Below are 15,244 nucleotides of genomic sequence, written 5' to 3' on the forward strand. Positions count from 1 at the left end.
CGAGGCCCCCGGCTCCGCGGCCGCGTCGGCTCCGCCTTGATCATCCACGGTGGACACGCTCCTTCCGGAAACTCGACTACCAGTGGAAAAAACGTTTTAATAATGTGCCCGGACGCTACGGCGACTCTCGCCGCCGTGTCAATGGGAGGTGAAACGCCTGTTTCCAGAGCGTTACCGGTTCCGGTGAATCCCAACCCGCCCGACGGCGGCCCGTCACGAGACGGGATGGTTGTGTGATATTCGTAGCCAAGTCCGGCATGGTGTCGGCTCGAACGTTCTAAACGGACGCCCACCAGGTGAGGAGGCCGGATGATCACGGGTGGCACGGGTGCCGCGGGCGCCACCGGCGCCGTGAGCATCAAGGAGGTCGCCGCGCGGGCGGGGGTCTCCCCCGGCACGGTGTCCAACGTGCTCAACCGGCCGCACAAGGTGGCCGAGGGCACCCGGGCGCGCGTGGAGCAGGTCATCAGGGAACTCGGCTTCGTGCGGCACGGGTCGGCGTCCACGCTGCGCGCCGGGCACAGCCGCACGGTCGGGCTCTCGGTGATCGACATCGGCAACCCCTTCTTCACCGACGTCGCCGCCGGCGTCGAGGACTACGCCAGCGAGGTCGGGTACGCCGTGATCCTCGGCAACTCCGCGGGCGACCGGGTCAAGGAGGAACGCAACCTGCGGGTCTTCGCCGAGCAGCGGGTGCGCGGGCTGCTGATCACGCCGTTCGACGACGACCCCCGGCGGCTGGCCGTGCTGCGCGACCGCGGCATCGGGGTGGTGCTGGTCGACCACCCCGCCCTGCGGCCCGACCAGTGCGCGGTCGCGGTCAACGACATCACCGGCGGCCGCCTTGCGGTGAGCCACCTGCTCGAGGGCGGCGCGACCGGTGTGGCCTACGTGACCGGGCCGCTGAGCATCCGGCAGTGCTTGGAACGCCGCATCGGAGCCGAGCAGGCGCTCGCCGAGGCCGGGCTCGACCCCGAGACTCGCCTGCGGGTCATGGAGATGCCCGCGATGCACGCCAGGGCGGGGCAGTGGGCCGCCGAGCTGCTGCTCCCCGACGGGCTGCCCGACGCCATCTTCTGCGCCAACGACTTACTGGCTCTCGGCGTCCTGCGCGGCCTGCTGCACGCCGGGGTGCGGGTGCCCGGGGACGTGGCGCTCATCGGCTACGACGACATCGACTTCGCCGCCGCGTCGACCGTCTCGCTCAGCTCGATCCGCCAGCCCACGTACAAGCTCGGGCGCATCGCCACCGAACTGCTCCTGGACGAGTGCGACAACCCGGAGAGCCATGCCCATCAGCAGATCATGTTCCAGCCCGAACTCGTGGTGCGCGAGTCGACCAGGCGCTGAGCGATGACCGTCGTCGCCGCCGTCGACCTCGGGGCCTCCAGCGGGCGGGTGATGCGGGGCCGGATCGGCGCGGAGGGTGTGGAGCTGACCGAGGTCCACCGCTTCGCCAACCGGCCGGTGCGGGCCGGGGGGACGCTGCACTGGGACATCCTGTCGCTGTACCAGGGGGTGCTGGACGGGCTGCGCGCGGCGGGGGCGGTCGACTCGGTGGGCATCGACTCCTGGGCCATCGACTACGGGCTGCTGGATTCCTCCGGGCGGCTGCTCGGCAACCCGGTGCACTACCGGGACGAGCGGACCGCCGGGGTGATGGAGCGGGTGAACGCCGAGGTGGGGGCCGACCTGTTGTACGGGACGGGGGGCACGCAGTTCCTGCCGTTCAACACCGTCTACCAGCTCCTGACCGAGGGGGAGCGCCTGGAGCACGCCTCGACGCTGCTGATGATCCCGGATCTGCTCACCCACTGGCTGACCGGGTCGGTGGGGGCCGAGGTCACCAACGCCTCCACCACCGGGCTGTACGACGTGCGGTCCGGCACGTGGGCGGGGGGGCTGCTCGATCGGCTCGGCATCCCCGCGCGGCTGTTCCCGCCGCTGCGCGCGCCCGGGACGTCCGCGGGGGTGCTGCGGCCGGGTGTCACGGAGGGGCTCGGGGGGGTGCCGGTCACCGCGGTCGCCTCGCACGACACCGCGTCCGCCGTGGCCGCGGTGCCGGCCGCCACCGACCGGTTCGCCTATATCTCGTCGGGTACCTGGTCGCTGGTCGGCGTCGAGCTGCCGGGGCCGGTGCTCACCGAGGCGAGCCGGGTGGCCGGGTTCACCAACGAGGGCGGGCTGGACGGCACGGTGCGGTACCTGCGCAACGTGATGGGGCTGTGGATCCTCCAGGAGTGCCTGCGAGCCTGGGGCGAGGACGACCTGCCCGCGCTGCTGCGCGCCGCCCGCGCGGCCCGGCCGTTCGCGGCGGTGCTCGACCCCGACGACCCGTCCTTCCTGCCGCCCGGCGACATGCCCGCCCGGATCGCCGCGTACTGCCGCCGCACCGGCCAGGAGCCGCCCGCCGGCCGTCCCGCCGTGGTGCGGTGCGTCCTGGAGGGCCTGGCACTGGCGTACCGCCGCGCGCTGCGTGACGCGGTCCGGCTCAGCGCCCGCGAGGTCACCGTGGTCCACGTGGTCGGCGGCGGCGCCCGCAACACCCTCCTGTGCCAGATGACCGCCGACGCCACCGGCATCCCCGTCCAGGCGGGTCCGGTAGAAGCCGCCGCCCTGGGCAACGCCCTCGTCCAGGCCCGCACCCTGGGCACCATCACCGACATCCGCGCCCTCGTCCGCCAAAGCCACGAGGTGACCACCTACGAGCCCTCCGGCGACCTCTCCCCCTGGGACGAGGCCGAGTCCCACCTGGGAGCCGTACGGACCTGACTCCCCCGTCCGGACGGCGGGTGGTCAGGGATGGGCGGCTTTGCGGGCGGCGCGTTCTTGTTCGATTTTGGCGCTGGCGGCGTACTTGTCGACGTATTCCTGGCCGGAGAGTTCCATGAGGGCGTACATGATCTCGTCGGTCACAGCGCGGAGGACCAGGCGGTCGTCTTCCATGCCGTAGTAGCGGGAGAAGTCGAGGGGCTTGCCGTACTTGACGCTGGGGCGGATGCCCAGTTTGGGGAAGGGGCGGCCGGTGGGCATCATCTCGAAGGTGTTGACCATCGCCCAGGGGATGACGGGGACGCGGGACTCCAGGGCCAGGCGGGCGACGCCGGTCTTGCCCTTGTACAGGCGACCGTCGGGGGAGCGGGTGCCTTCGGGGTAGATGCCGAGCAGGTGGCCCTCGCGCAGGATGCGGAGGCCGGTGCGGAGGGCGGCCTCGCTGGCCTTGCCGCCGGAGCGGTCGATCGGGACCGTGCCGACGCCGGTGAAGAACAGGCGGGTCAGCAGGCCCTTGATGCCGCGGCCGGTGAAATATTCGGCCTTGCCCAGTGAGATGACCTTGCGCGGCAGCGGCAACGGCCCGATGAAGTGGTCGGCGAACGACAGATGGTTCCCGGCCAGGATCGCCGGCCCCTGCCTCGGCACGTTGTCGATGCCGTGGACCAGGGGACGGAACACCAGATGGAGCAGCGGCCCGAGAATGGCCTTGACCACCCAGTAGAACACGCGGGCACCTCATTTCCGGTCGTTCCGCCGTCACCGGCGCGGGGCGTGGCGTCATCTTCGCACGCCCCGCGCGCCCTGCCGAATTCTCGGCCCGTCCGGTTGGTCCGGAAAAGGACGCGCCGCGACACCGGCGCGGGGGATCTCGCGAGACCGGCCCCCGTCGTGCGACGATCGGGACGAGCCGTACCAGGAGAGGACGGGACCATGCCGCTCATGCCCGGCTCCGCGCCGTACCACCACGAAGGCGGTCAGATCGGAGTGTTGCTGTGTCACGGGTTCACCGGGACGCCGCAGTCGCTCCGGCCGTGGGCCGAACACCTCGCCGCGGCCGGACTCACCGTTTCACTGCCACGCCTGCCCGGCCACGGCACCACCTGGCAGGAGATGAACCGCACCCGCTGGGAGGACTGGTTCGCCGAGCTGGAGCGGGCCTTCGAAACTTTGCGCGGCAGCTGCGCCGAGGTCTTCGTCATGGGACTGTCGCTCGGCGGCTGCATGGCGCTGCGGCTGGCCGAGGTGCACGGGCCCCTGGTGCGGGGGCTGGTGATCGTGAACCCCTCCATCGTGAACGACGTCCCGCTGCTCGCGCTGGCCCCGGTGCTGAAGTTCCTCGCCCCCTCGGTGCCCGGCGTTGCCGGGGACATCAAGCGCCCCGGGGTCACCGAGGTCGGCTACACCCGCACGCCGGTCCGGGCGGCGGCCACCCTGCCCCGGCTGTGGGCGCTGGTGCGGTCCGAACTGGGCCGGGTCACGCAGCCGGTGCTCGTCTACCACAGCCCCGAGGACCACGTCGTGAAACCCGCGAGCGTCGCGCTGCTGCGGGCCACCCTCGGGGACAACCTGACGGTCCGGGAATGCCTGGACAGCTACCACGTGGCGACGCTCGACAACGATGCGCCCGCCATCTTCGAGGGAAGCCTCGACTTCATCAGAACGCACGCCTCGGTACCCTTGCAGAGAGACTGACCGATCCCGGCGAGCTCGCCATCGTGAGCAGAGGAACGAATCGAAGTGACCGGTGACGCCGCAGAGCGATGAGGACGAGGTCTGGCGTCAGATCGTCGCCTCCTTCAACCAGAGCGCGGAAACGACCGCGGCCGTCCAGCCCTGGCCGGACCGCGAGAACGTTCCCGTGGACGGCCCCACGGCGCCGGAGACGGCCACCGTGGCGGACGTCCGCGAGGACGAACGGCCGGCGCCGGCCGGCGAGCGGGACGACCCCGACGACGAGGCGGAGCACTACGTGCCGCCGCCTCCCCCGCCGCTGCCCAAGATGGACGCCGGCACCAAGATCGCCTGGTTGGCGCTGTTCGGCGGCCCGGCCTACCTGCTGCTCGCCGCGCTGCTGTCCTGGCCGATGGACGGCTGGATCCTCTTCTCGGCCATCGCGGCGTTCATCGGCGGCTTCGTCGCGCTGATCGTGCGGATGGGCGACGGGCCGCCACCGGACTCCGGCTGGGACGACGGCGCCATCGTCTGACCGGTCACTTCTCGGCCGGGGCGCGGCCTCCGTCGCCGCCGGTGCCTGTGGCGTCGCCCGACGGGGAGGCGCCCGGCTGGAACCGCTCGACCACGTCGGTGTAGCGGTCCTGCTCGTCGACCACGTGCCCGACCGCAAGGGTGAGGTCGCCGACGTGGGTCACCGCCTGCAGCCGCACCGTGCGCGGCCGGGCCGACGCCTCGCCGCGCACCACCTTCCACTTGCGGCCGTCGCCGCGCAGCAGGAACGCCTCGTCGGGGCGGTCGGGATCGAAGCCGGAGATCCAGAAGTGGCCCTTGCCGTCCCCGGTGACGCCGTACAGCTCGGCCTGCCGGTCGGGGACCTCGGCGCGGCTCCACCGCCGGCCGTTCCACTCCAGCACCAGCGGGGAGATGCGGCCCTCGCCCTGGTAGACCCCGCCCACGGCGACCGCCTTGCGCGGCCCGTCGAGGTACACGTCGCGCAGGTAGCCCCCCTCGACCGAGGGCACCGCGACGGGCTTCCAGCTCCCCCCGGACGACCGCATGATCAGCGGCTTGGACTCGTTGTCGCCCACCGCCCAGCCGTCGCCCTTCTGCGTCACCACCACGCCGTACAGCGCGCCCTTGCTCCTGCTCTTGATCTTGGCGATGGTCCAGCCCTTGGCGGTGGCGGTGGCGATCAGCGGCTTGCGGCCCCGGCTGCCGACGGTCACCGCGCGGCCCTGCACGGCGGCGACCCCGCCGAGCCAGTCGCCGGAGCCGAACTGCGGCACGCTGACCCGGTCGAACACCGAGCCGTCGCCGCGCACGACGTACGGCAGACCGTCGTGGCCGTCGCCCACGGCCCAGATCTCGCGCGGCGAGACGGCCGCGACCGAGCGCAGGTGGCCGGCGCCGGAGGGGTCGTTACGGATGCTCGCCTCGGCCCAGGCGCCGCCGTCCCAGTGGGTGATCACGCTGCGGTTCTGCCAGGCCTCCCACACGTCCTGCTGGCCGACGGCCCAGATGTCGGACGCGGACAGCCCGGCGACGTCCGAGAGGGAGCCGTCGGTGCGCAGCCGCGCGGTGGCCGACTCCTGGACCAGCCCCGCGGCGGTGCTCCGGTCGGCGTGCGGGCGACCGGGATCGGCGTGTGCGTGCGCGGCGGCCGTCGCGCGCAGGGAAGGGCCGGCCACCGCGGCCAGCAGGACGCACAACGACAAGGCGCGCCGCGGCAGGCGGCGGGACATGAGGAAATCGTACGTGCGCCGCCGTCAGCTCCGCGTGAAGTATCCGCAGTGTTGGCCGAACGGTCACCGGACCGCACCCATCCCGGAACCCCGCGACACACCCGCGTCCCGCCGCCCGGACACCGGGACGGCCCGGCGCCCGCTCGGCGCGCCTCGCGTCCGGCCGTCCCGTCTCGTGCCCCGCTCAGCCCGCCAGGAGCTCGGCCACCACCGGGAGGTGGTCGGTGGCCGCGGTCAGGTCGGCCGCGACGGCGTCCACGCCGCCGCAGGAGCGCACCCGCAGGACCGGCGCCGCGAACACCGCGTCCAGGCGGCGGCCGGGGCTCCGCGCGCTGAAGGTCAGGCCGTCGCCGCGCGGCGCCAGCGGGTAGCAGTCGATGAGCTTCCGGGTCAGGTAGCGCCACGTGGCGCCGCCCGGCTGCTCGTTGACGTCGCCCGCGAGCACCAGCGGCGCCGCGAACCGCTCCGCGGCCCGCCCGGCCAGGAACATGATCTCGGCGGCGTGGCTGAGCCGGGCCGGGGCGGACAGGTCCAGGTGGACCGAGGCGACGGTGAGCCGGACGTCGCCCCGCTCGACCACCGCGATCGCCACCCCGCGCCGCTCCAGCCCGGTGAACGCCCGCAGCAGGTGGCTCTCGGCGTGCAGCACCCGGACGTCCGGCGCGGCGAGCACCGCGACCCCGCCGAACCGGCGCCCGCTCACCAGCCGCAGCCCCGCCGCCGCGGCCAGGCGGGCGCGCTTGCGCCGCCAGCCCGCCAGCCGCGGGGCCTCCTGCACGCACAGCACGTCCGGCGCCATGGCACGGATCACCCGCGTCAGCGCGGCGTTGTCGTCGTACATCGACCGCACGTTGTAGGTGCCGACCCTGATCACCATGGTGCCCGGACCCCGGAGGAACCGGTCAGGGGTGCCTGGCCAGGTCGGCCGCGCCGACCAGGCCCGCGGCCGGGCCGAGCTCGGCGGGGCGGATGTCGGCGTGCGGGCGGTGCTCGCGGGCCGTCAGCGCGCGCAGGAACGCGACCCTGGTGTGGTCGATCCACAGGTCGGCGGCCCGGGACACGCCGCCGCCGAGGATGAAGCACCCCGGGTCGAGCACGGCGGCCATGTCGGCCATGCCCTGGCCGAGCCACTCGGCCATGGTGGTGAACGCCGTGAGGGCGCACTCGTCGCCCTCGTGCGCGGCCTGGGTGACGTGCTCGCCCTCGATGTCGGACACCGAGCCGCCCGCCAGGCGCAGCATGAGCGCCGCGCGGCCTGGGTCGGCGGCGGCCATGGTGCGGGCCTCGTGCACCAGCGCGTTGCCGCTGGCGTACTGCTCCCAGCAGCCGAGGTTGCCGCAGCCGCACAGCCGCCCGCCCGGCATCACCTGCATGTGGCCGAGCTCGGCCCCCATGCCCCACCGGCCGCGGTACAGCACGCCGCCGAGCACGATGCCGCCGCCGATGCCGGTGCCGACGGTCACGCACACCACGTGGCTCTCGCCGCGCCCGGCGCCGAAGCGGTACTCGCCCCAGGCCATCGCGTTGGCGTCGTTCTCCACGACGACCGGGAGGTTGACCCGCTCGGCGACCTTCTTCTGCAGCGGCTCCTCGCGCCAGGCGAGGTTGGGGGCGAACCTGACGATCGATCGGGTCTCGTCCACGAACCCCGCCGCGCCGAGGCCGACGGCCTCGACGTCGTGCCGGCCGGCCAGCTCGAGCACCGCCTCGGAGATCGTGTCGGCGACCTGGTCGGGGCTGTCCGCCGGGGTGGGCCGCAGGAGGTTCTCCACGATGTGGCCCCCCTCGTCCACGACCCCGACGGCGATCTTCGTGCCTCCGACGTCAACGCCGATCGTCAGCGCCATTTCTCATCCCTTCTCCCCGGGCCGCCGGCCGCTCAGCCGAGATCGATGTGCTGAACCCGGGTGTCAGTGTCGCCGGGGGGCTTCGGCTCGGACGGCCGCGACACCGCCTCGACCGCCTGGCGGACCGCGGCGAAAAGCTCGCCTCCCGCGGCGATCAGATGGTCGGTGACATCCAGCCCGGCGTCGCGCCGCGCGGCCTTCAACCGGCACACGGGGCAGGCGCGGCAGATGTACTCCTCGTCGTGGCGCACCGCCACGGCCTCGCTCCACACGTCGCCGCCGCCACCGCCGGAGCGCCCGAAGGTCTGCCCCAGGCTCTGGCCGAGGCCGGTCACGCCGCCCTGCACGACTCCCTTGCCGATCTCGCGGCCGATGCGCCGCTGGATGGAGTCGAAGAACCTGCGCGCCTCGTCGACGGCGCCGCCCAGGGGGTCGTTCTCCCCCGGTGCCTGCGGACGACGGACGCGGTTCTCCGGCCGCCGGGCGCCGGCCGGGCGGTTCTCCGGCCTGCGTACGCCCGCCGGGCGGGCGTCGCCGCTCTCGTCGTCGTGGATCTCGCTGTTGTCATGCATCTCGGTCATGGGCCCCTCCTGCCTGGAACCGTACCCGGAGGCGGCCGTCGCGGAGCGCCGCGTCGGTCACCGATCGGCGGGCGAGCGCCGCGGGAAGGGCCAGGACACGGCGGTAGGACCCGGCGGTGACGATCAGCTCGTCGCCCTTCCTGGCCAGATCGACATCCTGTTTGTCCGCCAGCGGCAGGGCCAGGGACAACTCGTGGACGTCGCCCTCGGCGCTGATGGTCAGCGGGGGTTCGCCGGTGGGCGGGGCGAAGGGGTCGTCGGCGCCGTACAGCTGCTCGCCGAGGGCGGCGAGGGCCTCGGCGCCGACCGGCTCGGCGGGGAGGTACGGCACGGTGCGCACCGGCAGCGGCGCGAACGACTCGCGCACCGCCGCCAGGTGGCGTGCCTGGGCCTCGACCCAGCCGCGCCGCCACTCGTCCGAGCCGCCGTCGGGGAACACGCGGTTGGCGATCACGGTGTCGACGCGGTAGCCGTACAGGCTGAGGGAGGTATAGGTGCGGCGGGCCTCGGCCACCACGACGGCCTCGGGGGTGAGCACGAGGCGCACCGAGGCGTGCGGGCCGGCGAGAAGGTCGCGCACGCCCATCAGGCCGGCGTGCAGCCGCTCCCCCGCGCCGACCACGGAGTCCTCGGGCACGCTGACCCGGGCCACGTGGCGGATCACCGGGGCCAGCGCCCGCATCAGCCTGCGGCCGGCGGGCAGCAGGCGGGCGATGTGCCAGTCGAGGGCCTCGGGCAGGGCGAGCAGGCGCAGGGTCTCGGCGGTGGGGGCGCAGTCGACGACGATCACGTCCCAGCGGCCGGTGTCGGCCTGGTCGCGCAGTTCCAGCAGGGCGATGACCTCTTCGGCGCCCGGCAGGACCGTGAGCTCCTCGGCGGTGATCGCGTCCAGGCCCAGCTCGGCGAGCACGCCGCGGGCGTACCGCTGCAGCTCTCCCCAGTGGCGCTCCAGGGCACGCTGGGTGTCGACCTGCTGGAGGTACAGGCCGGGGGCGGCCTGCACGGGCTCGGCGCCGCCGGTCACGCCGAGGGCGTCGGCCAGGGAGTGGGCGGTGTCGGTGGAGACCACGAGGGTCTTGCGGTCCCGGCGGGCGGCGAGCGTCGCGGTCGCGGCGGCGACGGTCGTCTTGCCCACTCCTCCCTTGCCCGTGAACAGCAGGACCCGCGGGCTCTCGCTCATCGGCCCTCGACGCGCTTCTTGAGTCCCTTGAGCGCGGTGTCCACGATGACCTTCTCGGCCTTGCGCTTGATCATGCCGATCATCGGGACCTTGAGGTCGACCGACAGCTCGTAGGTCACCGTGGTGCCGTCGCCCGCGGGGACGAGCCGGTAGCTGCCGGTGAGCGCGGCGACCATCGTGCCGGGCTGGACGATGTGCCAGTCGACGGCCTCGTCGCCGGTCCAGCGGTAACCGAGGGTGTACTGGTCGCTGATCACCCCGGCGTCAAGGACGAAACGGACCGTCTCGGGCCTGCCGTCGTCGCCGGTGGTCAGCACCTGGGCGGACTTCACCTGCCCGGCCCACTCGGGATAGGAGGCGAAGTCGGCGATCACCTCCGTGACGCTCGACGGGCCGGCGGCGATCGTGATGCTCGACGTGGTGCGCTCAGCCATGGGCTTACCGTACTCGTTCGCGGTCATCGCATGAACGCCGGAGGGCCGATCTTCGCAAAGGTCGTGCCCCCGGGGTGTGAGGTGTCACAGATCGAGGGCGAACGGGCGGCCCCTGCCGCGGAAATGGCCGACGTTGACGCATTCGGTGCGGCCGATCCGGGTGCGGGCGGCCAGCGGCTGGTGGACGTGGCCGAACAGGGCGTAGCGGGGCTGGGTGCGCCTGATCGCCTCCAGGGTGGCCTCGCTCCCCCGCTCGAACCGGCGGGCCACCACGTCGTACAGCAGGCCGGGCACCGCGGGCGGGATGTGGCAGCACAGCACGTCCACCGCGCCGACCGCCTCGACCTTGCCGGCGAACTCCTCGTCGCTGACCTCGTTCGGGGTACGGTACCGGGTGCGCAGCCCGCCGCCGACGAAACCGAAGGTCAGGCCGCCGATCTCGGCCGTCTGGCCGTCCAGGACGTGGTGGCCGTCCCTGGTGAACTCCGGCCACAGCGCGGGCAGGTCGACGTTGCCGTACGTCAGGTAGGCGGGGGTGGGCATGGCGGCGAAGATGCGGGCGTACTGCGCGCGGACCGTGCGCTCGATGTGCTCGCGAGGCTCGCCGCCGAGGGTGGCCCACAGCTCGGCGGACAGCGCCCTGGCCTCCTCGAAGCGGCCCTCGGTGCGCAGGCCGATGAACCGGGTGGCCTGCTCGGCGCCGAACAGCTCGGGGAAGATGCCCTGGGAGTGGTCGTCGTAGTCGACGAACAGCAGCAGGTCGCCGAGGCAGACGAGGGCGTCGGCCCCGTCGCCGGCGCGGGCGAGGGCGTCCGCGCGGCCGTGGACGTCGCTGACGACATGGACCCGCATGACGGTCATCGTATTACCCGGAGGAAACCATGGAGAGATCATGGAGAGCCGTGCGTGATCGCGGACTCAACGTGGTCATTCAGGGGTAGATGACCCTGATAGCGTGGATTTTCGGTTGGATAAAGGCTCGGTGACGGGTCTACCGGCACGTAACTTAACGCGATAGCGTCCCGGGAAACCCCGCTGAAGGACAGCCTTCGTGCGCATCCGGAGGAGTGAACGTGCGCGAGTACAGCGTTCCCATGCTGGTGGACGTACCCGCATCCGCCAACTGCGCCGACGTCGTGTTCGAGCGCGGCGAGCAGAGCCCCGGCACCGTCGTGATCAAGCGCCAGACCGGTGACGGCTGGACGCCGGTCACCGCCGGCGAGTTCCGCGACCAGGTCGCGGCGGTCGCCCGCGGGCTGATCGCCTCCGGCGTGGAGCCGGGCGACCGTGTCGCCCTGATGTCCCGCACCCGCTACGAGTGGACGGTCGCCGACTACGCCATCTGGGCCGCCGGCGCGGTCGGCGTCCCGGTGTACGAGACCTCGTCGGCCGAACAGGTGGCCTGGATCGTCTCCGACAGCGGCGCCAAGGGCGTCATCGTCGAGACCGAGGCGCACGAGGCCACCCTCGGGACCGCCCTCGCCGGCATCGACGCCAAGCCCTCGGTGTGGTGCCTCGACCGCGGCGCGCTCAGCGAGCTGAGCGCCCACGGCGCCGACGTGCCCGAGGAGACCCTCAAGGAGCGGCGGCACGCCAGGAGCGGGCGCGACCTCGCCACCATCATCTACACCTCCGGCACGACCGGCCGCCCCAAGGGCTGCTGCCTCAGCCACGACAACCTGCTGTTCACCGCCCGCAACGTCATCGCCGGGCCGCTGGACACGCTGTTCCAGGTGAAGGACCCCGCGGCGCTGCTGTTCCTGCCGCTGGCGCACAGCTTCGCCCGGCTCATCGAGATCGTGCTGATCGAGAGCGGCGCCGTGCTGGCCCACACGCCCAACATGAAGAACGTCGCGCCCGACCTTCAGTCGTTCCGCCCCACGTTCCTGCTCGGCGTGCCGCGCGTCTTCGAGAAGGTCTACAACGGCGCCGAGCAGCGCGCCGCGGCCGGGGGCGGCGCCAAGAGCCGCATCTTCCACGCCGCCGTGGACGCCGCCGGCGCCTGGAGCCGCTCCGAGGGCGACGGCGGCGCCGGCTTCGGCCTGCGTACGCGCCGCGCCCTGTTCGACCGCCTCGTCTACGGCAAGCTGCGCGCCGCCACCGGCGGCCGCCTCAGCCACGCGGTGTCCGGCGGCTCCGCCCTGGGCGAGCGCCTCGGCCACTTCTTCCGCGGCGCCGGCATCGAGATCTTCGAGGGCTGGGGACTGACCGAGACCTCCGCCCCCTCCACCGTCAACATCCCCGGCGCCAACAAGATCGGCACCGTGGGCAAGCCCCTCCCCGGCGTCACCGTGGCCGTGGCCGAGGACGGCGAGATCCTCGTCAAGGGCCGCCACGTCTTCGAGAGCTACTGGAACAACCCCGCCGCCACCGCCGAGGCCATCGACGAGTCCGGCTGGTTCCACACCGGCGACGTGGGCGAGGTCGACGAGGACGGCTACGTCCGCATCACCGGCCGCAAGAAAGAGATCATCGTCACCGCCGGCGGCAAGAACGTGGCCCCCGGCCCCCTGGAGGACCGCATCCGCGCCCACCCCCTGGTGAGCCAGGCCATGGTCATCGGCGACGACCGCCCCTTCGTAGCCGCCCTGATCACCCTCGACCCCGAGGCCCTGGACCAGTGGAAGGAAGCGAACGACCGCGAGACCGCCACCCTCGCGGAACTCCGCACCGACCCCGCCATCGTGGAGGCCGTCCAGTCCGCCGTGACGGACTCCAACAAGCAGGTCTCCAAGGCCGAAGAGGTCAAGAAGTTCGTCATCCTCGACACCGACTTCACCGAGGAGAGCGGCCACCTGACCCCCTCACTGAAGGTCAAGCGCAACCTGGTCGCCCGCGACTTCGACAAGGACATCGAGGCCCTCTACCACTGACCGGAAGCCCCCTCCGGCAGGCCCCAGGCACGTCTTATCTCCCCCAGGGCGCGGGCCGCCCGGTCGTCGGCGACGCCTATGTCCCGGCGGGTGCGGGCCAGGGTGTCGAAGGAGCCCTCGAACGAGGGGTCGGAGGCCTTGAGGACGTGATCCTTGGTCAGGGTGTGGGTGAAGATCTCCTCCAGGGTGCGGAGGAACACGTGGCGGACGCTTGAGGGAGCGTCGTGGTCGTTCACCAGGCGGGCCGCCTCACGTGCCAGGAGGGCTCGGGTGATCTCCTGGAGGGGGCCGGGGCGGCCGGCGGTCACCAGGGCGGCGGCGGCTCGGGCGGTGCGGAGGAGGTCTCGGGGCATGCCGCCGGAGAGGGAGTGGAAGAGGGCGGTGAAGGGGGCGGGGATGCCTACCGCTCTGGTGTCCAGGAGGCGGGTCGCCGTGGCGAGGTCGAGGGGGTGGACCCTGATGATCTCGTCGATGGCGCTGTCGAAGACGTCGCGGTGGCCGACCGGGGCCAGGTCGGCCTCGCGTAACGCCTCGTCGGAGATGGACAGCAGGAACAGGCAGCAGGGGACGTCGAAGACGACCTTGAGTTCGTTGATGAAGTCGCGGGCGCGGTGGGCGGGGTCGATGCGGTCGAGTTCGTCGATGCCGACGACCAGGCCGCGGGGGTGGAGCTTCCCGGTGGTCAGTTCGCTCGCGATCTCGGTGAGGAAGGCCTTCAGGGTGTCGACGATCTCCAGGTAGGTGAGCGGCTGGCGGGTGTGGCTGGCTCCGCGCTTGGCCGAGACGCCGAAGGGGCCCCAGCCGGCGGCGACACCCGACTCGTCGGTGCGGGTCTGCAGGTACTGGATCCACTGCAGGTGCCCGGCGGCCTGCGTCCCGGCCGCCAGTTCGCTGGAGATCGCGAGGCGGCAGAGCTCCGCGAACAGGCCTAGCATGAACTCGCGCCGTTCGTACACGACCGGGGCGGCCATCACCAGGCCCAGCCGGTCGGTGCCGTCCAGGCAGAACGCGTGCAGCAGGTCGGTCTTGCCTACGCCGCGCGGGCCGGACAGCGCGATGCTCCCGCCGTCCATGCCGCCGGCCACCACCAGCAGCGTCTCCTCGGCGGCGGTGGAGACGTGGAAACCGAGTCCGCGCACCTGCCGCAGACCGGGCGCGTCGTCGAGTTCCAGCGTCATGGCGTACCGGCGGTCGACGTACGCGCCGATCTCCGCGCGCAGGAACCCGCGCAGGGCCTCGGACAGCGCGTCCCGCCAGGCGGCCCGCGACCGGTCGACGGCCGCGCGGTCCGCGTCCAGGAATCCCGCTCGCCACACGCGGACCCCCGCGCCGCCGGAGACCCGGACGAGCAGCAGGTACGGCAGGACGAACAGGAGAGCCACGGCGAGCCCGGCCGGGAAGCCCCAGTCGTAGCGGTCATGCTCCCCCGCCGCGCGGCCCTGCACGAGCTGCCAGGTGAGGACGCCGCTCCGGGAGGCGCCGACGTTCACCAGGAGCGCGGCCGTCACGACCGCCGCGAGGACGGTTCCGGAATATCGCCGCGCCAGGGCGGGCGCCTCCTTCGCGCGCACGCCGCGTGAAAGCCGGTAGAGGTGGAAGGTCACGGTGGCCACCAGCGCGGCCATGAAGACCATGGCGAAGAAGAGGCCGGCGGCGCCGCTGAGGACGGTGACGGCGGAGAGCGGGCGGCGCTCGGTCAGAGCCTTGTTGAGGTCGCTGTCCCACGCCTCCACGACGCTGGCGGCCAGCGCGATCAGCAGGGAGAACGCCCCACCGATCCAGGCGACCCACAGCGCCAGGCGGCGGGTGCCCTCCATGCGCCTCACCCCGTCGACGGCCTCCCGGTACTCCTCCTCCGCGGCCCGCGCGTGTCCCAGCAGCATGTCCCGCCGCGCCCACGCCCTCGCCCGGAGGTCCGCCGACGACGGGGCCTGTGTCCTGGCCATGGCCGCCGTGAGTTCGCTCTCGTCCAGCACGTCGCCGACGAGTTCGGCGAACACCTCGTCCCGCTCGTCGATGACCATCGTCCGCCTTCCACCGGGGGCCTGGTGAAAGGATGACGGCATATCCCGCCGGGCGTCTCGCCGGTGCGCGACTCGTGACACGGGTGCTTCCCGGCTCTGCGAAAGGACTGCGGG

At 72.7% G+C, this 15,244-nt stretch carries 14 protein-coding genes; 5 read left to right on the plus strand and 9 right to left on the minus strand.

What is annotated here, in order from left to right; genetic code table 11:
- Positions 1-309 precede the first annotated feature (309 nt).
- Together ACFP1K_RS29485 and ACFP1K_RS29490 are read left to right on the plus strand one after the other, a co-directional pair.
- Entirely contained in the window at positions 310-1,350 is a 1,041-nt protein-coding gene (locus tag ACFP1K_RS29485) for a LacI family DNA-binding transcriptional regulator (RefSeq protein WP_380759346.1), read from the plus strand.
- Positions 1,351-1,353: 3 nt separating this feature from the next.
- Entirely contained in the window at positions 1,354-2,772 is a 1,419-nt protein-coding gene (locus ACFP1K_RS29490; RefSeq protein WP_380759349.1) for a rhamnulokinase, read from the plus strand.
- A 24-nt stretch (positions 2,773-2,796) separates the two neighbouring features.
- Here ACFP1K_RS29490 and ACFP1K_RS29495 read toward each other — a convergent pair whose 3' ends face one another.
- Positions 2,797-3,501, minus strand: a complete 705-nt coding sequence (locus tag ACFP1K_RS29495) for a lysophospholipid acyltransferase family protein (protein WP_380759351.1) — start codon at positions 3,499-3,501, stop codon at positions 2,797-2,799.
- Positions 3,502-3,705: 204 nt separating this feature from the next.
- Here ACFP1K_RS29495 and ACFP1K_RS29500 point away from each other — a divergent pair, with 204 nt between their 5' ends.
- Complete coding sequence (locus ACFP1K_RS29500; protein ID WP_380759353.1) at positions 3,706-4,467, plus strand: alpha/beta hydrolase; 762 nt, start codon at positions 3,706-3,708, stop codon at positions 4,465-4,467.
- 52 nt (positions 4,468-4,519) lie between these two features.
- Positions 4,520-4,981 carry a hypothetical protein gene (locus tag ACFP1K_RS29505; protein ID WP_380759355.1) on the plus strand — a complete coding sequence of 154 codons (462 nt, stop codon included), beginning with the start codon at positions 4,520-4,522 and terminating at the stop codon, positions 4,979-4,981.
- A 4-nt stretch (positions 4,982-4,985) separates the two neighbouring features.
- Here ACFP1K_RS29505 and ACFP1K_RS29510 read toward each other — a convergent pair whose 3' ends face one another.
- The 7 genes from ACFP1K_RS29510 to ACFP1K_RS29540 all read right to left on the minus strand — a co-directional run bounded on the left by ACFP1K_RS29510 (position 4,986) and on the right by ACFP1K_RS29540 (position 11,085).
- Positions 4,986-6,191: a hypothetical protein gene (locus ACFP1K_RS29510; RefSeq protein ID WP_380759356.1), complete on the minus strand. Its 1,206-nt coding sequence runs from the start codon at positions 6,189-6,191 to the stop codon at positions 4,986-4,988.
- A 184-nt stretch (positions 6,192-6,375) separates the two neighbouring features.
- Positions 6,376-7,068 (minus strand): endonuclease/exonuclease/phosphatase family protein, encoded by a 693-nt coding sequence (locus ACFP1K_RS29515; RefSeq protein WP_380759358.1) that lies wholly within the window; start codon positions 7,066-7,068, stop codon positions 6,376-6,378.
- 25 nt (positions 7,069-7,093) lie between these two features.
- The gene (locus ACFP1K_RS29520) at positions 7,094-8,038 is read right to left on the minus strand and encodes an ROK family glucokinase (RefSeq protein WP_380759360.1); all 945 of its coding nucleotides are present in this window, start codon (positions 8,036-8,038) and stop codon (positions 7,094-7,096) included.
- 32 nt (positions 8,039-8,070) lie between these two features.
- On the minus strand, positions 8,071-8,619 hold the full coding sequence (locus ACFP1K_RS29525) for a hypothetical protein (protein ID WP_380759362.1): 549 nt from the start codon (positions 8,617-8,619) through the stop codon (positions 8,071-8,073).
- Positions 8,603-9,799, minus strand: a complete 1,197-nt coding sequence (locus tag ACFP1K_RS29530) for an ArsA family ATPase (RefSeq protein WP_380759364.1) — start codon at positions 9,797-9,799, stop codon at positions 8,603-8,605. The genes ACFP1K_RS29525 and ACFP1K_RS29530 overlap by 17 nt, the downstream gene beginning before the upstream one ends.
- Complete coding sequence (locus tag ACFP1K_RS29535) at positions 9,796-10,233, minus strand: SRPBCC family protein (protein WP_380759366.1); 438 nt, start codon at positions 10,231-10,233, stop codon at positions 9,796-9,798. Before ACFP1K_RS29535 ends, ACFP1K_RS29530 begins: the two co-directional genes overlap by 4 nt.
- A gap of 84 nt (positions 10,234-10,317) precedes the next feature.
- Positions 10,318-11,085, minus strand: coding sequence for a metallophosphoesterase family protein (locus ACFP1K_RS29540; protein WP_380759368.1), 768 nt, complete (start codon positions 11,083-11,085; stop codon positions 10,318-10,320).
- A gap of 221 nt (positions 11,086-11,306) precedes the next feature.
- Here ACFP1K_RS29540 and ACFP1K_RS29545 point away from each other — a divergent pair, with 221 nt between their 5' ends.
- Positions 11,307-13,106 carry an AMP-dependent synthetase/ligase gene (locus ACFP1K_RS29545; protein ID WP_380759370.1) on the plus strand — a complete coding sequence of 600 codons (1,800 nt, stop codon included), beginning with the start codon at positions 11,307-11,309 and terminating at the stop codon, positions 13,104-13,106.
- Here ACFP1K_RS29545 and ACFP1K_RS29550 read toward each other — a convergent pair.
- Complete coding sequence (locus ACFP1K_RS29550; RefSeq protein ID WP_380759373.1) at positions 13,097-15,130, minus strand: hypothetical protein; 2,034 nt, start codon at positions 15,128-15,130, stop codon at positions 13,097-13,099. The two genes, ACFP1K_RS29545 and ACFP1K_RS29550, sit on opposite strands and share 10 nt — an antisense overlap.
- Between the last annotated feature and the right edge of the window lie 114 nt (positions 15,131-15,244).

Source organism: Sphaerisporangium aureirubrum (assembly GCF_042658925.1).
GTDB classification, from domain to species: domain Bacteria; phylum Actinomycetota; class Actinomycetes; order Streptosporangiales; family Streptosporangiaceae; genus Sphaerisporangium; species Sphaerisporangium aureirubrum.